Raw genomic sequence first — 25,240 nt, 5'->3', positions numbered from 1 at the left:
AGAAAGAATATAAGTTAAGCTCACCCATTTTAAATTTGACGAGGTGAAAGCCTTTACATTCAATTGTCTGATTAGTTAGAATACAGATAGAAAGTATAAATGAAGGGGGTAATAAAGTGGTATTTGAATTTCCAAACAAAGCTGACGCTAAGTACAAAATCAAAAGCCAATACGAAAACTTTATCGGTGGAGAATGGACGCCACCATCAGACAATGAGTACTTTGATAATGAATCACCTGTTTTAGGTGAGGTCGTATCTAAAGTACCTCGGTCTAAGCAGGAAGATGTTGATAAGGCTGTTGCAGCAGCAACAGAAGCTCAAAAATCATGGGCATTAACATCACCAACTGAACGTAGTAATATACTCTTGAAGATTGCAGATCGTGTTGAAGAAAACTTAGAAGAACTTGCTGTTTTAGAGACTTTTGAAAATGGTAAGGCAGTACGTGAAACTTTAAATGCAGACTTACCTTTAGTCGTAGATCACTTTAGATATTTTGCAGGTGTAATTCGTGCGCAGGAAGGTGGTATTTCACAAATAGATAATGATACTGTTGCTTACCACTACCACGAGCCTTTAGGTGTTGTTGGACAGATTATTCCTTGGAACTTCCCACTGTTGATGGCAACGTGGAAAATTGCTCCAGCCTTAGCTGCAGGGAACTCAATTGTTCTAAAACCAGCTGAACAAACACCAACGACAATTCTACATTTTGTTGAATTAGTCCAAGACATTCTACCAAAAGGTGTCTTAAACATTGTGAACGGCTTTGGTTCTGAAGCAGGTCAAGCGCTAGCAACACATAATGGTATTAATAAGATTGCTTTCACTGGTGAAACGACAACGGGTCGTATCATCATGCAAAATGCCAGTCAGAACTTAATTCCGGTTACTTTAGAGCTTGGTGGTAAGTCACCGAATATCTTTGCAAAAGATGTGATGGATGCAGATGATGAATATCTTGATAAAGCTATTGAAGGTTTAGTGATGTTCGCCTTAAACCAAGGTGAAGTTTGTACGTGTCCATCAAGAGCACTCGTGCATGAAGATATCTTTGATGCGTTTATGGAACGTGTCGTTAAAAGAGTAGAAGAGATTAAAGTTGGTAATCCCTTAGATCCAAATACAATGATGGGTGCTCAAACTTCTAATGAACAAAAAGAAAAAATTGCTTCATATCTGGATATCGGCCGTAAAGAAGGTGCAGAGATATTAACAGGTGGTAATCTTCAAGAATTTGATGGAGATATTGCAAATGGTTATTACTTTGAACCGACAATCTTTAAAGGCAACAATAAGATGAGAATCTTCCAAGAAGAAATTTTTGGACCGGTATTAGCAGTAGCAACTTATAAAGATGACGATGAAGCAATTGAAATTGCCAATGATACACTGTACGGCCTAGGTGCAGGTGTCTGGACACGTAGTCAAAATAGAGCGTATAGACTTGGAAGAGCGATACAAGCTGGTCGAGTATGGGTGAATACGTATCATGACTATCCAGCCCATGCAGCCTTCGGTGGATATAAGATGAGTGGTATTGGCCGAGAAAACCATAAGATGATGCTAGAACATTATCAACAAACTAAGAACTTGCTAGTGAGTTATAGTGAGTCTCCGAAAGGATTCTTCTAAGTGGCAGTATTAGAACAAGTACTGGCGACAGATGAAGCCAAAACACTCATCAATGAGTTGAAAGAAGAACACGGCGAGTTAATCTTCCACCAATCTGGTGGTTGCTGTGATGGCTCTAGTCCAATGTGTTTAAAAAAAGGCATGATGATTATTGGTGATGTAGACGTACACCTAGGAGATATTGAAGGTGTGCCGTTCTATATGAACGAGAAACAATATGAATATTGGAAATATACTCAGATTACAGTAGATGTTGTAAAAGGTATAGGTGGTATGTTTAGTGTCGAAGGGCCAAGAGGCGTCAGATTTCACATTAGAAGTGAACCATTATAGTAGCGTAGCATTCTTATACAAAGAAACACAATAAAGGCATGCTCTCTAGAGAGCATGCCTTTATTATTGTAATCATGTCTTACTGTTCTTTTCTATTTCTTCTAAAGAAGGTAAAGAAACCACCTAAGCCTAATAGAATTGCAGCAAGTACACCTGTTTCTGGTGCAGTGATTCCAGTGTTTGGTAGGGTTTCTTGGCTGTCTTTCTTACTGCTTTGTTCTGTGCCTTGGCTAACTGCCGCAGTAGTAAGGTTTGGATCTGCAGTCATTCTAGCATTCGTTGATGTTTTTGTAACAGCCGTATTTTCACGTGAAACATCATTGCTAGCTGTCACTTCATCTGAATCTGATGCACTAACATCCTTTATAATATCTTCCTTGTCTAAATCTGGTTTTTTATCATTTGAATCTTCTCCATCAACCATGACATCTTCTGTACCGTTATCTTCTACATCTGTAGAACCATTTTCTACGTCGTTATTTAATAATGACGTGAGTTCAAAGAGTGAAATGGTACCTGATAATTCATGACCTACAGCTAGCATTGGTACACCTTCAGGGCTATCTTCTGCGGCTATAAAGTCCATTCCTTCAGGAGAGATGTCTGTAAGTGATGCATCATATACGTAGTCGACGAAATAGGTTGCATCCGGATTGCTCACGTTATATATGAAGAATCCACCAGTACGCTCCGATCCAATAAAGGCATATTGCTCTTCGCCGACTGTACCCACTACTACAGACTCTGTTTCAGGGCCCTTGTTATCACTACGGCCATCCATCGCTAGTTCATCTGGTGCTTCAATATCAACATTGAACCAGTCGGGAATGTAGTTAAGAGTTGTTTTCTCAAATTCATCACCGCTGTCATAGATCATCGCCATATCTGAAGCTCTCATAATAGAGAATGAACGTGCACCAAATGAGACAATTGCATTATGGATATCCCCTGTTTTGAATGGATGATCTAACGTTACTGTTAAACGACCGAGCTGATCGTCATCAAAGAGACCATTTGCTACCATGTCATCTAGTTCTTCTTGTGTAAAGCCGTTATAATACTGTGCATCCAATTGAATCAAGTCTTTAATATCAGAGACTCTAACTTCTTCACTATAACCATCATAGTCTTGAGAGTCACCTTCGTTAGCTGTAACTATATACGTTTCACCGTTAACCTCATATAAAGCAATACCATCAGGTTGATACATACCTAAAACTGGTACAGGTGTAATGTCAGCTCCGCCGTCCTCATCTGAAACATCCATACCCATGCCAGGTATAGAGTGATCTTTATAGCCCATAGATTGGATTCTTTCAAAAGATTTATTTGCGATATTGAACTTACCAATGGCACTTACTTCTTGGAAAGCGACATAAGCATATTCACTGTTATTATCAACAACGATATATTCAGGTTCGGCATTTAAATGATATTCATCAGGGTTTGGACCTAGTGGACGGAAATCTTCTGGAATATCTTCTTTTGTTACATTTACAGTCGTTACATCATCTTGTGTTAAGTGTTGTGGTGATTTTCTTGTATCAATGACTGAGATACCACCTGGTGGATTGATTGTATACTCATCATTTAATTCACCTTCATTCGCAACTAATAATGAGTCACCATCCGGAGTATATGTCAGCATATCTGGAAGTGCGCCAACAGTTAAACGATTTAAATATTTTCCTAGATAATCAAAGAACACAACTTGTCCATTATCTGTTTTTACTTCAGCCGGGGCAGCGACAGCAATATATTCACCGCTAGGGTTAACGGCAACACTTGTTAGGTCGCCCGCTTCAACTCCATAGTCTTCTAAGAATATTTGATTTATAAGCTTTAATTCTTCGGTAGAGCCATCAATGATATCTAATGACGTCTCATAACCGTTTACAGAGTAGATATAGTTATTTTTAGGATTATGCTGTACAATTTCCGTTCCCGCTCCATCAAAAGGTGCCCCAGTTTCGTATCGGCTCTTATGTGTAACTTCAAGTTCTTCATTTGCTGTTTCAGGGTATTCCTCTACCTCTTCAGCTGTATCTTCTTCAACAGGTGTTTCTTCCTCAACTACCTCCTCTTCGACAAGTGTTTTTTCGGTCTCTTCCTCAATAACGTTAGTGTCTTCCACTACAGGTGTGACTTCAGTTTGTGTTTCCTCTTCTAAGACATCTTCTGTAGCATCGTCTTCAACAGGCGCTTCTTCAATGCTTTCTTCAACTGGGGTCTCTTCTAAAAAATCCTCAGAAGGCACTTCTTCCGCTTGTTCTTCAACAGCTGCTTCATTCACTTCATCTGCTGGCGTTGGATCATTGATTTCTTCTTCAATGGGCATAGGCGCTTCAGTAGCTTGTTCAACAGGTTCTGTAGGCGTTACTTCCTCTTCAACAACAGGCAGCTCATTAGTTATTTTTTCGCCTTCTACTCCTTCACTCGTTTCTGCAACTACTTCAGCTGGATTTTCAGAATTGATTTCTTCCTCGATCGTTGCTGTTTCCTCAGCTGTTTCCACTTCATCTGCTGAAGCGGTTTGCCCGAGTCCGGTGAAAAGGAATGTGCCTAAAACTGCAACACCTACACCTGTAGTGAATTTTCTAATACCATATGTATGTTTCTGATTTGTGAAATCTGAATGTTTCATAAAGCCCTCCAAGTATGTTATAAGTTTCACTAATAAAATTAGCACAGTACTGTTAAGGGAATGTTTTCTTTTGTATAAAATATGTAAAAATAATATAGACAAATATCTATATAGATAGTAATCTATATTCGAGGTGAGTATATGAACTATAGCAACCTAGCAACACAATTAAGGATATTGGCAGATGAAAGTCGTTTAGAGATTATAGATTTACTTTCTTGTAATGAATTGTGTGGACACGATATCTTATCTTATTTTAATTTTAGTCAACCCACTTTAAGTCATCATATGAAAGTTCTGGTCGAAAATAGAGTGGTCACTAAAAGGAGAGAGGGTAATAAATTTATGTATCGATTAAATAACGATATTTTAAATGATCTTAAACAATCTCTAGATATGATTAGTCGACCTTCTAGTGAGTGTATTTGTCATTCCATAACGGAGGATTGTAACGCATGACGATACTAGCAATACTCATATTTTTAATTACTTTATTTTTTGTTATTACACAACCACGCGGCTTGGATATTGGTATTTCGGCAGCCGTTGGAGCGATTGTTGCGATCATTTTTGGCGTGGTTTCCTTTTCAGATATCGTTGAAGTAACGGGTATTGTTTGGAATGCCACCCTGACCTTTGTTGCTGTCATCATAATTTCTTTGATACTAGATGAAATAGGATTCTTTGAATGGGCGGCAAGTTTTATGGTGAAAGCCTCAAATGGTAGCAGTAAAAAAATGTTTGTTAATATGATGCTTTTAGGTGCAGTTGTAGCAGCATTCTTTGCGAATGATGGTGCTGCACTAATTTTAACCCCAATTGTACTTGCGATGGTCAGACAGCTGAGCTTTAAGGAACAAGCGATATTCCCATTTGTAATTGCTTCTGGATTTATTGCAGATACGACTTCCTTACCACTTGTGGTGAGTAACCTGGTTAATATTGTGTCAGCAGACTATTTTAATATCGGATTCTTAGAGTATTTCTTACATATGATTATTCCGAATATATTCTCGTTGATTGCAAGTATTATTGTACTGTGGTTATTTTTCAGAAAAGCAATTCCGAAACACTTTAGTTCAGAAGCTATTATTAAACCGAATAGTCTAATCAAAGATCGCTTTATGTTTAAGGTTTCTTGGTTGGTCTTGTCTGTCCTCTTAGTAGGATATATTGCAAGTGAGTTTCTACAGATTCCAGTCTCACTGATTGCCGGTTTAACAGCTATTGTATTTATTCTATTAGCGATAAAATCACCTGTGGTCAATGTTGGTCAAGTAGTTAAAGGGGCACCATGGAATATCGTCGTATTTTCTATAGGGATGTATGTTGTCGTATTTGGTTTAAGAAATGTTGGATTGACTGATGTTTTATCAGACTTACTTTTACAGATAACAGAATATGGATTACTGGCTACAGTAATGGGCATGGGAAGCATTGCAGCCGTTCTATCTTCGATGATGAACAACATGCCTACAGTGATGATTAATGCAATTGCTATCAAAGAATCTGGTGTGCAAGGTGTCATACAAGAGGCAATGATCTATGCGAATATTATAGGTTCAGACCTAGGTCCAAAGATTACACCAATTGGTTCATTAGCAACCTTGTTATGGCTTCATGTTTTAGCTTCAAAAAATATGAAAATTTCATGGGGTACATATTTTAAGATAGGCATCATGATTACCCCACCAGTCCTTATACTGACTCTGTTGGGGTTATACTTTACTTTACTATTCCTTTAGGAGGAAGAAGATGGCTAAAACAATTTATTTTATATGTACAGGAAACTCATGTAGAAGTCAGATGGCTGAGGCATGGGCGAAGGAAATCATGGGGGCTGAATGGAAGGTATATTCAGCGGGTATTGAGGCACATGGCATTAACGAAAATGCAGTTACTGTTATGGATGAAGTGGGAATAGATATTTCACAACAAACGTCCAACATCATTGATAAGCAAATTTTAGGAACAGCTGATTTAGTCGTTACTTTGTGTAGTGATGCTGATAATAACTGTCCAGTCCTACCTAAGAATACTAAGAAAGCTCACTGGGGTCTTGATGATCCAGCAGGTTTACCACTTTCAGAATTTCGGCGTGTTAGAGATGAAATTAAATTAAAAATAGAATCATTTAATTCTAGGATGTAATAGACAATGGCCGATTATTTTGACGATAGTCGGCCATTGTTATTCTAATATTTTATTTTCTCATTTGTTTTTCCATAAATTGCTTCAAGACATGTATAGTGGTCACACAGTCATTTAAAGATGTCCATTCTTTAGGATTATGACTAATACCATCTACACTTCGTGCGAAGATCATTGCTACAGGTATCTCTAAGCCGATATTCATAGAATCATGACCTGCGCCACTAGGCAGTTCAAGTGGTTCTATGTTCATTGCTTTTAAAATTGACTTCAATTCTTCTTTATAGACCGTATCGATTGGGATAGGTTTAACACTGGAAGTACGTTCAATAAAGACTTCAATTCCCCGCTCATCAGAAATTTGCTTCGCTTGTTTGCGGATTTTATCGATGAGTAATTCTCTGGTATCTTCATGAATATCTCTAATATCAACGATGAGTTTCACTGATTCCGGAATAACGTTGGCGCCGTTTGGAGATACTGACAGTTTACCCACTGTAGCAACAGCAGTATCACTAACTGTAGATGGGAGTGTTTCAATTTCAGAAACGAAACGCCCTGCAGCGACGAGTGCGTCCTGACGGTCGTTCATCGGTGTATTACCAGCATGCCCAGCTAGGCCTTTAAACTCGATTTCTAACCATGATTGTCCAGCGATACCACTGACAATTCCTACAGGTAGATTATGTTTTTCTAGAAGCTTACCCTGTTCGATATGTGTCTCAGCAAAAAATGTCCAATCTCTTTGTTTTATATTTTTAAAGTCGTTTAAATTTGAACCATATTGCTCTAAAACTTCTTCCAGATTTAAACCGTCACTATCTCTAACATTTGCCATAATTTCTTCAGTTAATAACCCCGTATATGCGCGACTACCAAAGACTCCACTGGAGAATCTGGCACCTTCTTCATCACTAAAAATGACGACTTCAAAAGATTTCTCAGGCGTAAAATCCTGTGTTCGCCAAGCTTCTACAAGTTCTAGGGCAGCTAAGACACCGAGTACACCGTCAAAATTTCCGCCTGCTGGGACAGTATCTAAATGCGAGCCAGATGCAACAGATTGACTGTTGTCTTTACCTACTAACCGACCAAAGATATTACCCGCACCATCAGTTTCAACTTTAAGGCCAGCCTTTGTCATCCAAGATGTAACAAGCGCTTTTGCTTCTTTTTCTTCTTTAGAAAAACCACGTCGATTCACACCGCCAGACGATAACGATCCGATTTGGGATAATTCGTATAATCTATGTGCTAAACGTTTGCCATCTATACCGTCATAATTTAGTTCTTGATTATAGTCGTTCAGTAATCTATCTAGCATAAGATACCTCCATTAAGATTCATTTGTTTTAGGTTTTCGAAACCAAGCGACGAGCGCTAGGATAATCAGTGCAAAACCAAGATAACCCATGAGTGAATACACACTACTTACTAGGTTTGTAAAGCCAACAAGGCTTGCAATGAAACCGATAATTCCTATGATTATAACAGCTGGATTAAATGCCTTACTCTCTGGAGCGAAGAAACGGACAGTGAATGAGTAGAACATACCGACTGCAGTATTATACATCATACCAAGTAAGGCAATCGCAGTTAATATACCAACGACTGGATTAATCTCTGTAGCGAGTTTTAGGGTTGGCATATCCGAACCAGCTACCACATCAATTCTTGCTAACATACCTGTGTGGATTAGGATGATTAAAAATCCTAAAATTGCCCCACCAATAATTCCGCCTAAACCAGCAACTTTTTTGTCTTTAATGTTCCCCGTCATAATTATAAGTAGGGCAGCACCAGCGGCCAAGTTATAAGAGACGTATAAAAAGGCGCTTAGTAGCCAATTTGATGCTGCAGGTGCTTGGGTTCTTGCGATTTCATCCGCTTCAGAAAAAGTGATGTTCATTGTTAAAATTGAATAGACAACAATAATTAAGATAACTGCAATTAAATAAGGTGTAATTGATGCAATGATACCTATTATTTTATTAGTATCTAACAGTAGGGTAAGAATTGTTAACACAACCATTATGATGCTCCCTACCATCGTATTAATTCCAAGGACTTGTTCAAAAGTCGAGCCAGAACCTGCGAACATTACGACTGCCACACCAAATAGGAAAAAAGTGATGATAATATCTAGAACTGGACCGATATACTTACCACCAATGTAATAAAGTACAGCTCTGTGGGATTTTGCTTCCAATTTAGTCCCTAACTGAGCGAATGTGTAACCTAAAAATATAAAGAGTAGGCCGGTGACTATAGCACCGACTGTTCCCCATAAACCAAAGCTTGTAAAATATTGCATCACCTCTTGTCCGGAAGCGAAACCAGCACCGACAATCAACCCGACGAAGGCACTACCTATTTGGAAGCTCTTTTTCATATTTGTCTCCCCTTTTATTTAAATTCTTTTTTATTTACTGTAAATTGATCCACCGCTTCTAGATTTACTTCATAACCTATACCAGGATTTGTAGGCACAACAATAACACCATCTTCAGACACGACTTCAGGTTCGATGATATCCTTATCCCAGTAACGGCTAGAGCTTGCAGTATCTCCTGGTAAAGTGAAGTTAGATAAGGTCGTTAACGCCACGTTATGTGCGCGGCCAACACCTGACTCTAGCATGCCACCACACCAGACTGGGATGTTATGTGACTGACAGTAGTCGTGAATTTTAACCGCTTCAGTTAAACCACCCACTCGACCAATTTTAATGTTAATAATTTTTGTGCTACCGAGCTCAACAGCCTTACGCGCATCTTCTAAGGAATGGATACTTTCATCTAAACAAATCGGTGTTTTTAATTGTTTTTGTAAAGTTGCATGGTCAATGATGTCATCCGATGCTAGAGGCTGTTCAATCATCATTAAATCAAAGGCATCCAGTTCTTGTAGTAAATGTGCATCTTCAAGACTGTATGCAGAGTTAGCATCTGCCATAATTGCCGTATTTGGAAATTCTTGACGTAGTGTACGCATGACGTCAACATCCCAGTCTGGCTTAATTTTTACCTTAATTCGTTTATAACCTTCATCAACGAAACCTCTCACAATTTCAACCAGTGATTCTATAGAATCTTGAATTCCGATACTTATTCCGACGTCAATTGTTTCTCTTGTTCCTCCAAGCGCTTCTGCTAATGATTGATTGTTTTGACGCGCATAGACATCCCAGATTGCGCCCTCTAGCGCTGCTTTTGCCATATTGTTCTTTCTAATTGGAGAGAATATTTCACTAACTTCATCTGGATGGTTAATTTCTTTATTTAAAATTAGTGGAATTAAATAATCTTCTAACATATGCCAGTTTGTTTTGACTGTTTCCTCACTATAAAGTGGTGCATAAAATGCAACAGTTTCTCCCCAACCTGTTGTACCATCATCAGCAGTTGCTTCGACCAAAATAAACGCTCTATTTTTAAATGTGCCAAAACTTGTTGTAAAAGGCGCTTTCATTTCCATTTCCATCAATCTTAATGTAACTTTTTCTATTTTCATTATTTATATGCCTCCAAATTTAATGATGTTATAGGTACAAAAATATAAGTCGCAGTATCATCTTCTGGGTAAAGATGTACTGCGGCATAACCAGCTTTAAAAAGCGCTTGGAATATTTCCCTTGTCTTTAAACGCCAGTTTAAGGCGATTGTTGAATCGATCTTCTTTACATGTTGAAAATCCTTAGGTACTTTCACGCCATATACGGGTTCAGTTAATGTCTGCTGTGACACACGACTAAAGCTTGGTACACCATCTTTTATAGATACCTCATTTAAGACGAGCGCATCATCTAAGCTAGGAGCCTGGAAATACCGTCTATGCTCACTCGATAAAAACCAGTGAACTTCAAAACGGTCTGAAGGGAGCCCCTTATTTATTCCATCTGTCATTTTGCCGTATGCGTTCTCCATGTACACATTAACGATGCCACCAAGTTTAGATAGGTTTAAATAAGCATTCCTTGTTTCTAAGGGATCAAAAGTCCAGTGCATTTCAGCATAGCCCTTTTTAAGAGCACTCTTTGCTTGAGCTTCCTTAAGTTGTTGACCAATACGTTTAGAACGATAGCTTTCATCAATCCCAAGCATATGTGAACATAAATAGGTAAATCCATCTTTAAAGCCTGCGAATCCATAACTAAAGCCAATTATCTTTTCATTATCAAAAGCCCCTATTACGATCCCGCCGTTTTTAACGGCCGTTAAAGTCTGGTGTATTGGTAAGGGAGTCATACCCCAGATGCTTTTTTCAAGCTCGCCTATTTTTTCTATTTCTTCTAATGTGGTTAACTCTTTGATCTCTATCATCATAGACCCTCTTTGAAACAATTTTTTACTAACAATAGCACAACACTTATCTTAATTCAATAAATATTCAGACTAATCAATACATTTTATTGTTAGAAATCGAAATAAAGTCCTTGATTTTTCTATTTCTAACTAATACAATATAAAAAGATTAAATTTAATATATTCAAATTAGAAATATAAGGAGGTGCCGCTAGTGAATCAAAATGAAGCTCGGATTAAAGCATTTACTGTTCTCATCAAATCATCTCAATCTGTTCAAAAGCTAATCAAGCAAGATTTTTTAAAGAAAGAGATTAACTTAAATGAATACGCTGTTCTGGAATTGCTCTACCATAAAGGAGATCAAGCGATTCAATCGATTGGGAAAAGGATTCTCATGGGTAGCGGGAGCATCACTTACGTTATCAACAAATTAGAAGAAAGAGGCTTTTTGTATCGGCAACCTTGTCCAGAAGACAGAAGAAAAATGTTTGCTTGCATCACGGATGAAGGTAAAGCATATATGAGAGCAAGAGTTGTAGAACAAGAAGCGGTTATCAATAAAGTGTTTGAAGAATTAGACGATGAAGAAATCGATACTGCAATCGATTTGTTTAAGCGCATCGGCATACACGCAGAAAGCTTACTTAACTAATAATTGGAGGAATTATAATGACTAAAACAGATTTAAAAGGTATTCACCATGTCACTGCAATGACAAATAACGCGATGAGAAACTATGACTTTATGACAGAAGTTCTCGGTATGAGATTGGTTAAGAAGACCGTTAACCAAGATGACATTCAAACTTATCATACATTCTTTGCGGATGATGTAGGTTCACCAGGAACAGACATGACATTCTTCGACTTCCCGAACAACCCAAGAGGTTCAAGAGGCACGAACGCAATTTCAAGAACAGGATTCAGAGTACCAAATGATGCTGCGCTTGAATACTATTTAGAACGTTTTGAAGAAAAAGGTGTAAAACACGACGGAATTCAAGAGTTATTCGGTAAAAAAGTCTTACCGTTTGAAGAAGAAGACGGTCAACGTTATCAACTCTTCTCTGATGAAAAAAATCAAGGTGTAGAACCAGGACAACCTTGGAAAAATGGACCTGTTCCAGAAGACAAAGCAATTTACGGCTTAGGTCCAATAGAAATTACAGTATCTTATTACGATGACTTCAAAAAAGTATTACAAGATATTTATGGTATGAAACCAGTACTTGAAGAAGAAAATGTGACTTTACTGGATGTTGGCGAGGGTGGAAACGGCGGCCAAGTTATTTTACGTAAAGACCAAGGTGTTGAAGGCAGACAAGGCTACGGTGAGGTCCACCACGTGTCATTTAGAGTAGAAGATCAAGCAGCTCTAGAAGAATGGGAGAAAAAATATCGTACGATGGGTATTGGAAACTCTGGTTTAGTGGATCGCTTCTACTTCGGTGCTCTTTATGCGCGTATCGGGCATATCTTAATTGAATTATCTACTGATGGCCCTGGATTCATGGATGATGAACCGTACGAAACACTTGGTGAAAGCTTAGCATTACCACCATTCTTAGAGCCAAAACGTGAGCAAATCGAAGCTCAAATAAGACCATTTGATACCACGAGATCAAAAAAATAAAGGAGGCAGACCATGGAAGCTATTAAGAGAATACACCATATCACTGCTATTGTTGGAGACCCAAATGAAAACATCAAATTTTACAGAGACGTACTCGGTTTAAGATTAGTAAAACAAACCGTTAACTTTGATGATCCAGGTGTTTATCATTTATATTTTGGAGATGAAGATGGGAATCCAGGAACAATCATTACTTTCTTTAACTGGATCGTTGACCGTCCAGGCTTAAAAGGTAGCGGACAGGTTGGACGTATTGCCTTTAGAATTCCTAAAGGTACTATGGGTGATTGGCAGAAGCATCTAAATGACTTAGATATCAAGACTCAAATTACACAGTTATTCGATAAGGATACCTTAGAATTCGATGATGTGCATGGTCTTGAATTAGCTTTAGTAGAAGGTAATGATGAATCTGACAACAAAGCTATTATCGGTTTCCATGGAGCAGTACTCTTATCCAGTCACCCTGAAGCAACGAATGAATTATTAACTAGTGGACTAGGTTTAACACCAATTCAAACACAGGGGCAAAGTTATCACTTTGAAACCGTCGGTAGTGAAAAACACCACGTTATAACGGCGTTACCACCAAGCCCGAGAGGGCGTTTCGGAATTGGTACAGTACATCATATCGCATGGTCTGTACCGAATTTAGAGACATTAAAAGAATGGCAAAGCTTTATTCAAAGTCAGGAGCTAGGTGTCACCGAAGTGAGAGATAGAAACTACTTTAAGTCTGTTTATACAAGTGAATTTGGTTATATTGTATTCGAATTTGCTACGGATGAGCCTGGTTTTGCTGTTGATGAAGATAAGAAAGACCTAGGAACATCATTACAATTACCGCCTCAATATGAACATCGTAGAGAAGAATATGAACGTACCTTGCCAAAACTAGATTTATAAGGAGTATCGTAATGTATAACTTCAAAGCTTCAGACCTCTCGATAAAAGAACAAAACAAAATACTGATTGGCGCTATTGGGCCGAGACCGATTGCACTCGTTGTAAGTCAATCTGCAGATGAGATAATCAACCTTGCCCCCTTTAGTTATTTTAATATCGTTTCTTATAAGCCTGCGATTTTATCAGTTTCTGTGCAACGGGTTAACGGAGAAATGAAAGATACAGCAAGAAACACCTTAAATAACGGTGAAGCTGTCGTGCATATTGTTGATGAAGACAATGTAGAACAGGTGAATTTAACATCAGGATCGTATGCTCCTGATGACAGTGAATTGAATCATGCAGATTTTACAACTGAAGATTCACAGACAATCAATGTACCAGGTATTAAAGAAGCTAAGGTGAAATTTGAGACAAAATTATATAACCATACTGTCATCTTTGATGGCGATGTACCAACAGCAGACTTATTGTTATTGAGTGTTCAACATTACTCACTGTCTGAACAAATTTTCGATAGAACCACGGGTTATATTGATTCATCAGCACTTCGTGCAGTCGGTCGACTTGCCGGGAGTGATTATGCAAAAATCGGTGAATTTTTCAGTATAAAAAGACCAGAATAGATAAGGAAGTGACTATATAATGGAATATATTTATAAAGAGAACCAAAAAGGTGCCCCAGTATTTGTATTGCTACACGGTACAGGTGGAACTGAGAATGACTTACTACCTTTAGCACAAGTAATGGAACCGAACTACAACGTCCTTAGTGTACGTGGTGAAGTAAAAGAAAATGGTATGAACCGTTACTTTAGACGTCTGGGCGAGGGTAATTATGACTGGGATGATTTAGAGAAACGTTCTGAAGACCTAGCGAACTTTATCGAAGGAAAAGCAGCAGAATATGAATTTTCTACAAATGATGTCATTTTTGTTGGCTTCTCTAACGGCTCAAATATTGCGATTCACATGATGTTAAATCATCCAGATAAGTTTAAAAAAGCAATGTTATTTGCACCGTTATATCCTAAAAATATTGAAACCAAAATTGACTTTAGTCAGGCAGAAGTATTCCTTTCATTAGGTAAGGGAGATTCTATTGTACCAGAGACTGAGAGTGAACATGTTATCGATATATTCAAGAATAATAACGCCGATGTAACGTCGATTTGGGTCAATGGACACAGTTTACCGGGTGAAGCGGTAGAAGCTGGTCAACAATGGATAAATAGATAAGCTTAAAGACAGCTCAAGATGAGCTGTCTTTATTTTCCTTATAAAAATTTAAAAACTCTGATAATATTTAACATAAGAAATCTAAGGGGGATATTTATGAGTTTACCTGTAATTGGTGTGACAACTTTTGTTAGCGAAGACCAGCTAAGATTACCTGAATCGTATAGTATTGCTATAGCAAATGAAGGCGGAGTGCCAATCATTTTACCTAAGGTGGAAAACGATGCGTTAATCAAAGCGCAAATTCAATCATTAGATGCATTAGTTTTATCCGGAGGGGATGATGTTGATCCTGAATTTTTTGGAGAAGCACCTCATCAAAAAATGGGAGCGATTGAACCTGGTAGAGACGCCTATGAAATGAAGCTAATAGATTTTGCACTAGATGCCAATATCCCGATTCTTGGCATTTGTAGAGGCGCTCAAGTACTAACAATTCATCAAGGTGGAACTATCTATCAAGATTTATATTCACAAGTCGGTGAAGGGACATATAAACATAACCAAGAGGTTCCCAAAAATTATTTGACCCATAAAGTTTCTATAAAGGAGAATACGAAGCTACATAGTATTTTAGGTCAGACAAAAGTGAAAACAAATAGTTTTCATCATCAGGCGGTGAAAACTATTCCAGACCATTTTGAAATTACTGCAAAGACAAGTGATGGAATTATAGAAGCAGTTGAAAGTAAGTCATATGATTTTCTAATAGGGGTGCAATGGCATCCTGAAGGGACCTATTTAGTAGATGAATATTCACAGAAAATATTTGCTGCCTTGGTAAAAGCTGCAGCTAAGAATTAACAGAATAATCATTCAATTTATTGAAATTTCGAATTCCGACAGGTATAATTTTATGAAAGCGCGTACATTAATAAGGGGGATGTTTATGCAAAAGAAGTTATGGTTTTTTATGTTGTTTACCATGATTTTACTATTGGTAGCTTGTACGGATGATAGTGATGTTGATGAGGCAGCGAGTGGTGAATCAAGTGGTGAGGGTGGAAACGACCTAGTGATTGGGATGATCAATGAAGCAGTTTCTCTAGACCCACATGTGTCGAACGACATACCATCCGCACAGCTTAGAACACAAATTTTTGATACCTTGGTTCAACAAAATGTTGATATGGAATTTGAAGAAGGTTTGGCGAGTTCATTTGAACAAGATGGAAACGAATGGACATTGGAGCTAAAAGATGGGGTCACATTCCACAATGGATCAGATTTTACAGCTGAAGACGTTGAAGCGACTCTAGACAGAGTGATGGATCCATCGGTTGGGTCCTCTGTAGCGTTCATGTTTGAAATGATTAACGACATTGAAATTGTTGATGATCATACTGTCATCTTTACGACAGATTATCCGTTCACTCCGCTACCGAGTCACTTAGCCCACAATACAGCAGGTATATTGAGTAAGGAAGTTATAGATGAAGATTACCAAAATGCCTTAGACCAAGCTGAATCGGATGTGACTTTAGAAGAATATTATGAGTTACGTGAAGCAGGTGGAGAAGAGTTTGAAGCTGTTTCTGAAGAAATCGGTGAACACGTAGGGGCCATAATTTCTGAAAACCCAGATGGTACTGGGCACTTAAAACTACAAAATCGAGATCCCGGTAATGAAATTGTTTTAGAGAAATTTGAGGATTTTCATGGTGGTGAAAGAGAATTTGATACGGTAACTTACCGTGTAATTCCTGAAAACTCAGCACGTCTTGCAGAATTAGAAACAGGTGGTATTGGTATTACGGATAACGTTGATACAGAATCTATGGACCGTGTAAGAGAGCATGAAGAAACAAATATTATCGATCAAGATAGTCTATCGATGACTTATGTTGCATTTAACTACGATAAAGAACCGTTTGATGATGAGAATGTAAGAAAGGCAATTTCCCATGCGATTGACCGTGAACAGATTATAAACGGTGTTTTGAATGAGCGAGGGATCCATGCAAAAAATCATATTTCACCTTCAGTGTTTGCACACAATGAGGAAATGGAAGAAGTATCCTATGATTTAGACTTAGCGAAAGAGTATATGGCTGAGTCGAGTGTACCTGACGGTTTTGAAACGGTTATATGGACATCTGATTCTGAACAGAACAGAGACATTGCCTTAGTCATTCAAGAGTCTCTCGGAGAACTAGGGATTGAGGTTGCAATTGAACAGTACGAACACGGCGCATTCTTAGAGATGGCAAACCAAGGTACACATGATATGTTCATGTTACAGTGGATTACTGTAACTGGTGACCCTAACTACGGTCTATATCCGATGTTCCACACTGATTCTGTCGGCTCTGGTAACAGATGGAATTACTCGAATCCAGAACTGGATAGCTATCTAGAAGCAGGACAAGAATCAACAGAAGATGAAGACCGTATTGAAGCCTATCATACAGCGCAAGAAATTCTCATGGAGGATCTCCCAATTACACCGCTTTATTATGGAGAACTTGGGGTTGGTGTAAATGAAACTCTTGTTGAAGGTGTAGAATTAGACCCAGTTGGTATTGTTAGAATTGAAAATGTTACTTTCCCAGAATAAAATGAGGTCCATCTAGATTAATTTCTAGATGGACTTTTATCTTCTATAGAATGTTGTGCTAAATAGTTAATTAACTTTGGACTATATTTGAAGTACAAACTAAGAGATAAGGTAATGATGAAGATACCGAATGTTAGACCTGCAAGGACGTCTGTTGGAAAATGGACACCAAGAAATATTCTTGAAGTCATAACAAATAAAATAACGCCTATCGTTATAACGCCGATCAAATACTTTTGCCAAGTATGTGTGACGAAATAAATGAGCAAGATACCTAAAAGACCAAAAAATACTGTAGAGGCAGTAGAATGACCGCTTGGAAAGCTCTCTGAAGACTCAAATGCAAGTCTGAGAAAATCAGGACGTTCTCTATCAACAAGACGCTTCATCAAACTGACAAGAAAACCAGGTCCGATAACTAGAGTGCTTGAAAACCAAAGTGCATCAGTATACATCTTAAATAGGAATAAAAGACTAACGGTTAAAATTGAAAAAAGGATAATCGCAAAAGAACCACCAATATCAGTGAGTAAGACGATGATTTCAGCGCGTTCTGCTGTTACAAATCCTTGGATGAAATGGATTAAACTTAGGTCGAATGCTTCAGTCCAATTCAATTTTACTAGAACGCTGAAGCAAATGACTAAATATATAGTTAGAGAAATAATAGCAATAATATTTAAATGTTTATTCATGAGAGACCTCTTTAACGTAATTAACATATTATAGCAGAGTTTATTAAAAATGCTTATATTAAATCAAGTTGTTATTCAATCATGGTAAGTTTACACTTAGATTAAAATTACAGAATTGAGGAAGTGACATGATGAAGTATCGCTTTATAAGTCTATTGTTTTTATCTACCTTGATACTATCCGCATGTAGTAATCCATTTGATCAGTTAGCAGATGAGATTAACAGTTGGATTTCTGGAGGTGAAGCAACTGAAGAAACGACTAATGATGAACCTGATGACAATTCAACTCAGGACACTAGTTCATCAGAAACTGCAACATCTACAAATGAAGATATAGATTATATTGACTACAGCCATCTTATGAATGAAGGTGCTGCTGTCAGTTTAGACAAAGGAACGCATTCGGTTGGTTCTGATATTGAACCTGGCCGCTATAAAGTGATACCGCATGAAGAAACTAGTAGTATTTCTGTCGAAAATGCAGAAGGTAGAATAGTTGCTGGTGAGACCTTATCTGGTATTAATAACCATGAGGGACAGTATCCTGATAGTCTAGTTGTCTTTTTAGATGAAGGTTATACACTTGAGACACAGCATGACTCAGGAGTAGAACTCGAGCCTTATGAAACATCAGATATTGATGTACTCACTACTGGTTTATGGGTTGTTGGTGAAGATATTCCAGAGGGTGTTTATGATATCAATGTACCGAATACAGACAAGTATGGAAGCCTTAGTGTGTCGAATGTCGTTGACTATGAGAAGATGCAAATTATCATAGGTTCAGAGCAATATGGTGGGACTTCAGAATTTACAATATCATTTGATGATGGCGATGTGCTTAATCTGAGATACCTCCCTAATATTGAACTGGTAAAAAGATAAATGTTTCATGTGAAAAAAGCAACTGTGAATTCACAGTTGCTTTGTATTTCTTATATTAAATCTAAACGTTCTTTGTAGCATTTTCTACAAACTGGAACATATTCCTCATCACCAATTTGAATCGTTTCACCGATGTTTGTCGGAATCCCATTTTGCATTCGAAGGTTCAATGTGGCCTTCTTGTTGCAATACTGGCATACTGTCTTCAACTCATCAATTGCATCTGCTAATTCGAGCAAAGTTTTACTTCCTTCGAACAACTCATTCCTAAAGTCAGTTTTTAAACCGAAGGCAATAACAGGAATATCTAACAAGTCTGGGATATCACTGAGATTGTGTATATCTTTTTTCGATAAAAATTGTGCTTCATCAACTAAGACAGCAAAGACCTTTTCTTTTTCATGTTCTTTTTTAACTTTCTCAAAGATATCATCAGTGACGTATTCGGCATCAAGTTCGAGCCCAACACGCGATTTAATCTTATGATACCCACTTCTTGAATCAATTGGAGAAGTGAAAGCAAGACAACGTTTGCCTTGTGTAGTGTATTGATAATGTGTTGTGATAATTTGATTACTTTTATTACTCTGCATCGTACCGTAGCGATAGTAAAGTTTAGCCATAGAAATCCCCAATCTTTTCAGTATCATTATTTATAGTAACATGAATTGTATATCTTTTTGATAAGGACTTATGTATTTATGGTATCTTAAAATTAGTGATTAAATAATGGAGGAAGACCATGGAGAATACCTTACCAAATTGCCCAAATTGTAACTCGGAATACACTTATGAAGACGGTAGCCTATTTGTATGCCCAATGTGTAACCATGAATGGACAAAAGAGTCTGAAGCGGAAGCTACAGCAGCTTCAATGGTCAAAGATGCCAATGGTAACATATTAAATAATGGTGATAATGTTAGTGTGATTAAAGATTTAAAAGTTAAAGGTGCATCAAATGTAATCAAACAAGGAACAAAAGTAAAAGGTATAAAATTGGTTGATCCAGAAGATGGACATGACATTGATTGTAAAATTCCAGGATTCGGTCAACTTGGCTTGAAGTCAGAGTTTGTTAAAAAATAGATTAGAAGCTACAGAAGCCCCCTATATTAGGGGGCTTCTGTTTATTTATTTAATTCTTCTGCGTAGATTTCTAGAAGATATTCAAGAGTGGTTGGATCACTATAACTCGTTTTTGCAGTATCAATTTCAATGACTCTACCTTCCTTAACAGCTGGTATTGACTGCCATACTTCATCTTCAGTAAATGACATATCAGTGTCTTCACCACGACTTAAAACAATGTAATCACCGGCATATTCAGATAAAACTTCTTGAGAGATCTCATGGTAGCCTTCTTCAGATACAGCTTCTTCAACATTTTCAGGCATATTTAAATCCATCGCTTGGAAGAGAATTTCTGTTCCTCTACCCCATGCTTCACCAAAGATATAGAAGTTGGTACCATTTGTCTCGAACATTGTGACAGTCACATCTTCACCGTGTTTTTCTTTGATTTCTTTACCTATCTGAGATGCACGACTCTCAAAGTCCTCTGCCCATTCACGTGCTTCATCTTCTTTACCTAGAATTTTTCCAATTTCAATTTGTTGTTCTAAGTAGTCAAGTTCTCCCCAAGTAAAGACAACAGTTGGTGCAATTTTCTCTAACTCTTCAAGGTTTTGCATGTTTGTTCCAGCTATGATTAGATCTGGTTCAACTGCTAAGACACTTTCAGGATCTTCTTCAGTAATTTGTGTAACATCTGCAAGGTCTTCAGTGAATAAAGGATTTGCTTTTGACCATTGGTCAACGCCTACTAAGTCACCATCTAATGAAAGGACATTCGGTCCATAAGTTAAGGCAGCAATACGTTTAGGATTCTTAGGGATTTCTACTGGGCCGGATTCAGATTCATATGTAACTGTTTCTGAAGATGAGTCTTCACTATCAGCTGAGGAATTGTCTTCGGATTCTTCACCTTGACTGGAACAAGCGGCTAAAACAAGGACAAAAGTTAATGCAAAAAACATACTAAATAATCTCTTCATAACATACTCTCCTTCTAATTGATAATTATTATCAATTGATGTTTTTTATTTAATCCGGTAGCAGTGAAGCTACCGGATGGAATTACCGTTAATCATTGAGTTTTGCTAATAAGTACAAGAAGTAAGGGGCACCAATTATGGCAACCACTACACCTGTAGGTATTTCAGCTGGTTGTAAGATCACCCGGCCGATTGTATCAGCGGCAAGTACTAGAACTCCGCCAATCAGGGCGCTGATAGGTAAAACATAACGATATGCCTCACCAACTATACGGCGGGTCATATGTGGTGCAATGAGTCCTACGAAACCAATACCCCCACTAACAGAAACACTAGCGGCTGCTAAGCCAACTGCAGCAGCGAGCAAGGTACGACGTTCCTTTTCAAGGTTCATACCGAGACTGACAGCTGTAGAGTCACCTAAGTTCATTACATCTAATACTTTCGCTTTAAAGTAAACGTATGGCATTAAAACAATGAGCCAAGGTAAGAGTGCAAAAACAAAGTTCCAACTTGAACCCCAAATGCTACCTGCAAGCCAGGTGGCAACAAAGTCGTACGTTTTAGGATCGATTTTTAACGTGAGAACGATCATTAAAGCACTAATACCTGCTGCAACTGCTACCCCGACTAGAATCAATCGTATCGGTGATATCCCCTCATCTTTTTTGTAAGAGAAGGCGTAGATCGTCACTGCAGTTAACCCTGCTCCTATGAAGGCGACGATTGGCATTAAGAAGACAGATCCACCGACTTCAGTTGAGAAATACGTTACAAAAAGCGTTATAGCTAAACCAGCACCCGCATTAATCCCGATAATACCAGGGTCAGCTAGTGGGTTCTTAACAACACCTTGGAGCACTGCACCTGACATCGCTAGTCCCATGCCAATTAGAACAGCAATGACAATACGTGGTAATCTGAATTCAAAAAGCAATAGTTCATCTGTGGCTTCGCCTTGACCAAATACTGTCTTGATAACAGTGAGTGGGTCTATTTTCATTACACCAGTGTTTAGGCTGACTACAAACAAGACAATGAGTATCACAACTAAAGATATTCCGACAAATACAGCCTTTTTCTGTCTCTTGATTAATCCAGCTGTCTTTTGTGACATCATAATTCCTTACCTCCTTTACGTGCTAAGTAGAGGAAGAAAGGTACACCGATTAGTGAGATTAAGGCACCAATTGGAATTTCGAAAGGTGCATTTAATGTACGAGCTAATAGGTCTGCAACAACAACCAAGACCGCTCCAACCACTGCACTCACTGGGATAATCCAGCGGTAATCATAACCAACAATTTTACGTGTTAGATGTGGCACAATCAGTCCAACAAAGCTCACTGCACCAACTACCGATACCGCAAGTCCTGCAAGGACAACAATAACTAAGATACTGATCAGCTTAGTTCTAACTGTACGCTCCCCAAGACTCACTGCAACTTCTTCACCTAAACTTAGAATCGTTATTGACCGTGATATACGCATAGCAATGAATATCATAATGATAACGATAGGCGTTATAACTATAAGATGTTCCCATTTCGTGCTAGAAACACCGCCGGCATACCAAAAGGCCATGTCTTGACCAACATTAAAGTAGAGCGCGATTCCTTCACTTAGAGCAGTTAATAATGCCGTTACAGCTGCCCCAGCTAAGACGAGTCTGATTGGTGTTAAACCATTTTTACTTAGTGACCCGACACCATATACAATAGAGGCACCGAGAGCTGCACCGAAAAATGATAATAATACTGTATATACATATGGCATACCAGGGAAGAAACTGAAGCTGATTGCAAGCATCATTACAGCACCAGCATTCAAGCCGAGTAAACCAGAGTCTGCTAATGGGTTTCTTGTCATTCCTTGCATTAGAGCACCTGCAACACTAAATGCTGCACCGACTAAGGCAGCTCCAATAATTCTAGGGAAACGTAGCTCACGAATGATTTGATGCTGTGTAACACCAGTATCAAAATTAAAAAAAGCATTATATATCGTCGAAAGATTTATATCAGCAGCGCCTAAAGATATAGACAAGATAAAACTAAAGCATAAAAAAACGAGTCCCGAGATAATAATGATTGTGCCACGAATTGGTTTTGCAGTCTTCTTAACAGCCTTGACCTGAGCCTTACTTTCTATAGTTGCATTTTTAGCCATGGCTGTCTTCCTGTTTACTTATATGGTAAGAAGTGAAGACTGGGTGCCCACTGTAAGGGCATGATTGAAACTCTGCTTCTATATTAAAGAGTGTTCTTAAATGCCCCTTCGTCATTACTTCTTCCGGTGTGCCTTTAGTGATTAGGTCACCATCTTTCATTGCAATCATATAGTCGGAAAAACGTGATGCAAGGTTTAAATCGTGTAAGACCATAACAATTGTACGGTTTTCTTCTTCGTTCAATCGCTTTAATAGGAGTAGTATTTCTAGTTGATGTGCAAGATCTAAATATGTAGTTGGTTCATCAAGTACTAAAGTATCAGTACCTTGTGCAAGTGACATTGCAATCCATGCACGTTGCCTTTGACCACCCGACATATCACTAATTTGGCGGTCCTTAAATTCATTTAAGCCTGTAACATCTATTGCCCAATGAATATGTTCATAATCTTCTTTACTCAGCGAACCCATCGCTTTTCTATAAGGGAAACGACCATAAGAAACTAATTCAAATACCGACAAACCACCTGGTGATTCAGCTGTTTGCGGCAATATTGCCATTTTCTTGGCGATTTCTCTCGTATCCAAGGTGTTAATCGCTTTCCCATCTAAAAAAATCGCCCCACTTTCGGCCTTTAGAATTCTGGAGACAGTTTTAATTAAAGTAGATTTTCCACAACCATTTGGACCAATTATTGTCGTTATCTTATTTTTAGGTATAGTCACACTAAAATCTTCGATGACTGAACGGTTCTGGTACCCGACTTGTATATTTTGCACTTCTAATGCATCTGACATGGTTATGCCTCATTTCCATTTCTCATTGAGAATCATTATCACTTTGAAATCTTATGACATAATGAGCAATATGTCAATTAAAATTGTGTTTTCAAGGTCTATTGAGAATATACAATTTTGTGACAAAGATACACTAGACTATAAAAAAATATTATTATATCACCTATCATTACAAAATAATGCTCACCGTTACTCCATTTACTAAGTAAATAGTCCTTAATTTATGGCTGATGTGCTAAAATATTGAGAGTGAAAAATTATGAATGGAATTGATAATATGTTTAAGTGGTCGAACCTTCCAAAAGGATTCTTGATGGGTATAGTTGAACTTGTACCAGGTGTGAGTAGCGGTACAATGGCACTATTACTTGGTATTTATGATCAATTTTTAGGTGCACTCAGTCGGTTAGTTTCTAAATTTTATAAAAATTCGATTGGTTTTCTTTTACCGATAGTAATCGGTATGGCTCTTGCAATTTTATCAGTGTCATCTCTTTTGAATTATTTATTACAGAGCCATACCATACCGACACATTGGTTTTTCATGGGAATGGTGTTAGGAGTCATTCCGATGTTACTTAGAATATCTAATGCAAAAGTAGAATTTAAAATACCGCACTATATATTAATAATTATTGGAATAGCAGTACTTTTCTTTATGTCTTTAGCTAATACTTCTGCATCAGATCTGTCTTCAATACCAACGGATGCAGTGAATCTAATTAAATACTTCTTTTCAGGTGTTTTAGCTGCTGCAATTATGCTATTACCAGGTATCTCAGGATCCTTAGTATTATTAATCATCGGTGTATATCCGATTATTATATTTGCTATAGATGAATTTACTTCATTTAATTTCTATGTTCTTCCTGTCTTATTGTCTACAGGGGTTGGTATTATTGTAGGAATACTACTAGGTAGCCGGCTCATCGCATATTTACTTAGACGTTTTACTTATCTAACGTATGCTGGAATCGTGGGGCTGTTATTTGGCTCGCTTTTTGCAATTTACCCTGGGCTACCGACAAATATAATGATGTGGATAGTGTCTATAGTAGTATTTATATTAGGTTGCTATATCAGCTACGTGTTTGGTAAATACAATGAATAAAAAAGAAATAGTCTAAGCTTTAGTTTAGGGCGTTCTAAAAATAAATTTCAACTAATATAAAGTCCACCATAGCCATTGAACTTTTGATTGAATCAGTGCATAATGAGTTTCTATTAAA

26 protein-coding genes are annotated in these 25,240 nt (G+C 37.8%); 15 read left to right on the top strand and 11 right to left on the bottom strand.

Annotated elements, in window-relative coordinates:
- Positions 1 to 116 precede the first annotated feature (116 nt).
- Both exaC and EYB29_RS01205 read left to right on the top strand, forming a co-directional pair.
- Positions 117 to 1,637, top strand: coding sequence for an acetaldehyde dehydrogenase ExaC (gene exaC / locus EYB29_RS01210; RefSeq protein ID WP_026865918.1), 1,521 nt, complete (start codon positions 117 to 119; stop codon positions 1,635 to 1,637).
- Positions 1,638 to 1,970, top strand: a complete 333-nt coding sequence (locus tag EYB29_RS01205) for a DUF779 domain-containing protein (RefSeq protein ID WP_166626326.1) — start codon at positions 1,638 to 1,640, stop codon at positions 1,968 to 1,970.
- Positions 1,971 to 2,049: 79 nt separating this feature from the next.
- Here the strand turns inward: EYB29_RS01205 and EYB29_RS01200 are convergent, their stop codons facing one another.
- Positions 2,050 to 4,614, bottom strand: coding sequence for a choice-of-anchor I family protein (locus EYB29_RS01200; RefSeq protein WP_240921805.1), 2,565 nt, complete (start codon positions 4,612 to 4,614; stop codon positions 2,050 to 2,052).
- 141 nt (positions 4,615 to 4,755) lie between these two features.
- On the opposite strand from EYB29_RS01200, the gene EYB29_RS01195 reads away from it, so the two are divergent.
- From EYB29_RS01195 to arsC, 3 genes are read left to right on the top strand one after another with little or no spacing between them, the layout of a single operon-like run.
- Positions 4,756 to 5,073, top strand: coding sequence for an ArsR/SmtB family transcription factor (locus EYB29_RS01195; RefSeq protein WP_166626325.1), 318 nt, complete (start codon positions 4,756 to 4,758; stop codon positions 5,071 to 5,073).
- Entirely contained in the window at positions 5,070 to 6,359 is a 1,290-nt protein-coding gene (locus EYB29_RS01190) for an arsenic transporter (RefSeq protein ID WP_166626324.1), read from the top strand. Before EYB29_RS01195 ends, EYB29_RS01190 begins: the two co-directional genes overlap by 4 nt.
- Before the next feature lie 10 nt (positions 6,360 to 6,369).
- Positions 6,370 to 6,765 carry an arsenate reductase (thioredoxin) gene (arsC, locus tag EYB29_RS01185; protein WP_026865914.1) on the top strand — a complete coding sequence of 132 codons (396 nt, stop codon included), beginning with the start codon at positions 6,370 to 6,372 and terminating at the stop codon, positions 6,763 to 6,765.
- A 52-nt stretch (positions 6,766 to 6,817) separates the two neighbouring features.
- Here the strand turns inward: arsC and EYB29_RS01180 are convergent, their stop codons facing one another.
- The 4 genes from EYB29_RS01180 to EYB29_RS01165 are packed head-to-tail and all read right to left on the bottom strand — an operon-like array spanning position 6,818 to position 11,087.
- Positions 6,818 to 8,089: a M20 family metallo-hydrolase gene (locus EYB29_RS01180; RefSeq protein ID WP_026865913.1), complete on the bottom strand. Its 1,272-nt coding sequence runs from the start codon at positions 8,087 to 8,089 to the stop codon at positions 6,818 to 6,820.
- 12 nt (positions 8,090 to 8,101) lie between these two features.
- Positions 8,102 to 9,157: a YkvI family membrane protein gene (locus EYB29_RS01175; RefSeq protein WP_166626323.1), complete on the bottom strand. Its 1,056-nt coding sequence runs from the start codon at positions 9,155 to 9,157 to the stop codon at positions 8,102 to 8,104.
- A 14-nt stretch (positions 9,158 to 9,171) separates the two neighbouring features.
- Positions 9,172 to 10,278 (bottom strand): o-succinylbenzoate synthase, encoded by a 1,107-nt coding sequence (menC, locus tag EYB29_RS01170; RefSeq protein ID WP_166626322.1) that lies wholly within the window; start codon positions 10,276 to 10,278, stop codon positions 9,172 to 9,174.
- Positions 10,278 to 11,087 carry a GNAT family N-acetyltransferase gene (locus tag EYB29_RS01165; RefSeq protein WP_166626321.1) on the bottom strand — a complete coding sequence of 270 codons (810 nt, stop codon included), beginning with the start codon at positions 11,085 to 11,087 and terminating at the stop codon, positions 10,278 to 10,280. The genes menC and EYB29_RS01165 overlap by 1 nt, the downstream gene beginning before the upstream one ends.
- A gap of 196 nt (positions 11,088 to 11,283) precedes the next feature.
- Between EYB29_RS01165 and EYB29_RS01160 the strand changes: the two genes are divergently transcribed.
- The 7 genes from EYB29_RS01160 to EYB29_RS01130 all read left to right on the top strand — a co-directional run bounded on the left by EYB29_RS01160 (position 11,284) and on the right by EYB29_RS01130 (position 17,406).
- A complete protein-coding gene (locus EYB29_RS01160; protein ID WP_166626320.1) occupies positions 11,284 to 11,724 on the top strand; it encodes a MarR family winged helix-turn-helix transcriptional regulator in 441 nt (146 codons plus the stop codon).
- 17 nt (positions 11,725 to 11,741) lie between these two features.
- Positions 11,742 to 12,704 carry a ring-cleaving dioxygenase gene (locus tag EYB29_RS01155; protein ID WP_026865908.1) on the top strand — a complete coding sequence of 321 codons (963 nt, stop codon included), beginning with the start codon at positions 11,742 to 11,744 and terminating at the stop codon, positions 12,702 to 12,704.
- A gap of 12 nt (positions 12,705 to 12,716) precedes the next feature.
- On the top strand, positions 12,717 to 13,610 hold the full coding sequence (locus EYB29_RS01150) for a VOC family protein (protein WP_166626319.1): 894 nt from the start codon (positions 12,717 to 12,719) through the stop codon (positions 13,608 to 13,610).
- An 11-nt stretch (positions 13,611 to 13,621) separates the two neighbouring features.
- Positions 13,622 to 14,236 carry a flavin reductase family protein gene (locus EYB29_RS01145; RefSeq protein WP_166626318.1) on the top strand — a complete coding sequence of 205 codons (615 nt, stop codon included), beginning with the start codon at positions 13,622 to 13,624 and terminating at the stop codon, positions 14,234 to 14,236.
- A 19-nt stretch (positions 14,237 to 14,255) separates the two neighbouring features.
- On the top strand, positions 14,256 to 14,849 hold the full coding sequence (locus EYB29_RS01140; RefSeq protein WP_166626317.1) for an alpha/beta hydrolase: 594 nt from the start codon (positions 14,256 to 14,258) through the stop codon (positions 14,847 to 14,849).
- A gap of 96 nt (positions 14,850 to 14,945) precedes the next feature.
- On the top strand, positions 14,946 to 15,653 hold the full coding sequence (locus EYB29_RS01135) for a gamma-glutamyl-gamma-aminobutyrate hydrolase family protein (protein WP_166626316.1): 708 nt from the start codon (positions 14,946 to 14,948) through the stop codon (positions 15,651 to 15,653).
- A gap of 85 nt (positions 15,654 to 15,738) precedes the next feature.
- Positions 15,739 to 17,406 carry an ABC transporter substrate-binding protein gene (locus EYB29_RS01130; RefSeq protein ID WP_166626315.1) on the top strand — a complete coding sequence of 556 codons (1,668 nt, stop codon included), beginning with the start codon at positions 15,739 to 15,741 and terminating at the stop codon, positions 17,404 to 17,406.
- Between the two features lie 17 nt (positions 17,407 to 17,423).
- Here EYB29_RS01130 and EYB29_RS01125 read toward each other — a convergent pair whose 3' ends face one another.
- Entirely contained in the window at positions 17,424 to 18,101 is a 678-nt protein-coding gene (locus tag EYB29_RS01125; protein WP_166626314.1) for a phosphatase PAP2 family protein, read from the bottom strand.
- 128 nt (positions 18,102 to 18,229) lie between these two features.
- Between EYB29_RS01125 and EYB29_RS01120 the strand changes: the two genes are divergently transcribed.
- Positions 18,230 to 18,988 carry a hypothetical protein gene (locus tag EYB29_RS01120; RefSeq protein WP_166626313.1) on the top strand — a complete coding sequence of 253 codons (759 nt, stop codon included), beginning with the start codon at positions 18,230 to 18,232 and terminating at the stop codon, positions 18,986 to 18,988.
- A gap of 50 nt (positions 18,989 to 19,038) precedes the next feature.
- Here EYB29_RS01120 and EYB29_RS01115 read toward each other — a convergent pair whose 3' ends face one another.
- Positions 19,039 to 19,611 carry a thymidine kinase gene (locus tag EYB29_RS01115; protein WP_026865900.1) on the bottom strand — a complete coding sequence of 191 codons (573 nt, stop codon included), beginning with the start codon at positions 19,609 to 19,611 and terminating at the stop codon, positions 19,039 to 19,041.
- 119 nt (positions 19,612 to 19,730) lie between these two features.
- On the opposite strand from EYB29_RS01115, the gene EYB29_RS01110 reads away from it, so the two are divergent.
- Positions 19,731 to 20,075: a zinc ribbon domain-containing protein YjdM gene (locus EYB29_RS01110; RefSeq protein ID WP_026865899.1), complete on the top strand. Its 345-nt coding sequence runs from the start codon at positions 19,731 to 19,733 to the stop codon at positions 20,073 to 20,075.
- Positions 20,076 to 20,116: 41 nt separating this feature from the next.
- Here the strand turns inward: EYB29_RS01110 and EYB29_RS01105 are convergent, their stop codons facing one another.
- From EYB29_RS01105 to EYB29_RS01090, 4 genes are all read right to left on the bottom strand, one after another.
- Positions 20,117 to 21,043: an iron-hydroxamate ABC transporter substrate-binding protein gene (locus EYB29_RS01105; protein WP_026865898.1), complete on the bottom strand. Its 927-nt coding sequence runs from the start codon at positions 21,041 to 21,043 to the stop codon at positions 20,117 to 20,119.
- An 88-nt stretch (positions 21,044 to 21,131) separates the two neighbouring features.
- Positions 21,132 to 22,163 (bottom strand): FecCD family ABC transporter permease, encoded by a 1,032-nt coding sequence (locus EYB29_RS01100; RefSeq protein ID WP_026865897.1) that lies wholly within the window; start codon positions 22,161 to 22,163, stop codon positions 21,132 to 21,134.
- On the bottom strand, positions 22,160 to 23,212 hold the full coding sequence (locus EYB29_RS01095) for a FecCD family ABC transporter permease (protein ID WP_026865896.1): 1,053 nt from the start codon (positions 23,210 to 23,212) through the stop codon (positions 22,160 to 22,162). The genes EYB29_RS01100 and EYB29_RS01095 overlap by 4 nt, the downstream gene beginning before the upstream one ends.
- The gene (locus EYB29_RS01090) at positions 23,205 to 24,011 is read right to left on the bottom strand and encodes an ABC transporter ATP-binding protein (protein WP_035855293.1); all 807 of its coding nucleotides are present in this window, start codon (positions 24,009 to 24,011) and stop codon (positions 23,205 to 23,207) included. The genes EYB29_RS01095 and EYB29_RS01090 overlap by 8 nt, the downstream gene beginning before the upstream one ends.
- Before the next feature lie 259 nt (positions 24,012 to 24,270).
- On the opposite strand from EYB29_RS01090, the gene EYB29_RS01085 reads away from it, so the two are divergent.
- Complete coding sequence (locus EYB29_RS01085; RefSeq protein WP_235678841.1) at positions 24,271 to 25,122, top strand: DUF368 domain-containing protein; 852 nt, start codon at positions 24,271 to 24,273, stop codon at positions 25,120 to 25,122.
- Positions 25,123 to 25,240: the final 118 nt, after the last annotated feature.

The organism is Jeotgalicoccus sp. S0W5 (assembly GCF_011634875.1).
In the GTDB taxonomy this organism is placed as follows: Bacteria; Bacillota; Bacilli; order Staphylococcales; family Salinicoccaceae; genus Jeotgalicoccus; species Jeotgalicoccus marinus.
The sequence above is the reverse complement of the archived record's forward strand: the minus strand, read 5'-3'. Positions and strand labels throughout refer to the sequence as shown.

What these genes read in the sequence shown, in the direction of transcription:
- EYB29_RS01200 (WP_240921805.1), bottom strand. Translation starts at nt 4,614, where the DNA reads ATGAAACATTCAGATTTCACAAATCAGAAACATACATATGGTATTAGA.
- EYB29_RS01195 (WP_166626325.1), top strand. Translation starts at nt 4,756, where the DNA reads ATGAACTATAGCAACCTAGCAACACAATTAAGGATATTGGCAGATGAA.
- EYB29_RS01190 (WP_166626324.1), top strand. Translation starts at nt 5,070, where the DNA reads ATGACGATACTAGCAATACTCATATTTTTAATTACTTTATTTTTTGTT.
- arsC (WP_026865914.1), top strand. Translation starts at nt 6,370, where the DNA reads ATGGCTAAAACAATTTATTTTATATGTACAGGAAACTCATGTAGAAGT.
- EYB29_RS01180 (WP_026865913.1), bottom strand. Translation starts at nt 8,089, where the DNA reads ATGCTAGATAGATTACTGAACGACTATAATCAAGAACTAAATTATGAC.
- EYB29_RS01175 (WP_166626323.1), bottom strand. Translation starts at nt 9,157, where the DNA reads ATGAAAAAGAGCTTCCAAATAGGTAGTGCCTTCGTCGGGTTGATTGTC.
- menC (WP_166626322.1), bottom strand. Translation starts at nt 10,278, where the DNA reads ATGAAAATAGAAAAAGTTACATTAAGATTGATGGAAATGGAAATGAAA.
- EYB29_RS01165 (WP_166626321.1), bottom strand. Translation starts at nt 11,087, where the DNA reads ATGATAGAGATCAAAGAGTTAACCACATTAGAAGAAATAGAAAAAATA.
- EYB29_RS01155 (WP_026865908.1), top strand. Translation starts at nt 11,742, where the DNA reads ATGACTAAAACAGATTTAAAAGGTATTCACCATGTCACTGCAATGACA.
- EYB29_RS01150 (WP_166626319.1), top strand. Translation starts at nt 12,717, where the DNA reads ATGGAAGCTATTAAGAGAATACACCATATCACTGCTATTGTTGGAGAC.
- EYB29_RS01145 (WP_166626318.1), top strand. Translation starts at nt 13,622, where the DNA reads ATGTATAACTTCAAAGCTTCAGACCTCTCGATAAAAGAACAAAACAAA.
- EYB29_RS01140 (WP_166626317.1), top strand. Translation starts at nt 14,256, where the DNA reads ATGGAATATATTTATAAAGAGAACCAAAAAGGTGCCCCAGTATTTGTA.
- EYB29_RS01135 (WP_166626316.1), top strand. Translation starts at nt 14,946, where the DNA reads ATGAGTTTACCTGTAATTGGTGTGACAACTTTTGTTAGCGAAGACCAG.
- EYB29_RS01130 (WP_166626315.1), top strand. Translation starts at nt 15,739, where the DNA reads ATGCAAAAGAAGTTATGGTTTTTTATGTTGTTTACCATGATTTTACTA.
- EYB29_RS01125 (WP_166626314.1), bottom strand. Translation starts at nt 18,101, where the DNA reads ATGAATAAACATTTAAATATTATTGCTATTATTTCTCTAACTATATAT.
- EYB29_RS01120 (WP_166626313.1), top strand. Translation starts at nt 18,230, where the DNA reads ATGATGAAGTATCGCTTTATAAGTCTATTGTTTTTATCTACCTTGATA.
- EYB29_RS01115 (WP_026865900.1), bottom strand. Translation starts at nt 19,611, where the DNA reads ATGGCTAAACTTTACTATCGCTACGGTACGATGCAGAGTAATAAAAGT.
- EYB29_RS01110 (WP_026865899.1), top strand. Translation starts at nt 19,731, where the DNA reads ATGGAGAATACCTTACCAAATTGCCCAAATTGTAACTCGGAATACACT.
- EYB29_RS01105 (WP_026865898.1), bottom strand. Translation starts at nt 21,043, where the DNA reads ATGAAGAGATTATTTAGTATGTTTTTTGCATTAACTTTTGTCCTTGTT.
- EYB29_RS01100 (WP_026865897.1), bottom strand. Translation starts at nt 22,163, where the DNA reads ATGATGTCACAAAAGACAGCTGGATTAATCAAGAGACAGAAAAAGGCT.
- EYB29_RS01095 (WP_026865896.1), bottom strand. Translation starts at nt 23,212, where the DNA reads ATGGCTAAAAATGCAACTATAGAAAGTAAGGCTCAGGTCAAGGCTGTT.
- EYB29_RS01090 (WP_035855293.1), bottom strand. Translation starts at nt 24,011, where the DNA reads ATGTCAGATGCATTAGAAGTGCAAAATATACAAGTCGGGTACCAGAAC.
- EYB29_RS01085 (WP_235678841.1), top strand. Translation starts at nt 24,271, where the DNA reads ATGAATGGAATTGATAATATGTTTAAGTGGTCGAACCTTCCAAAAGGA.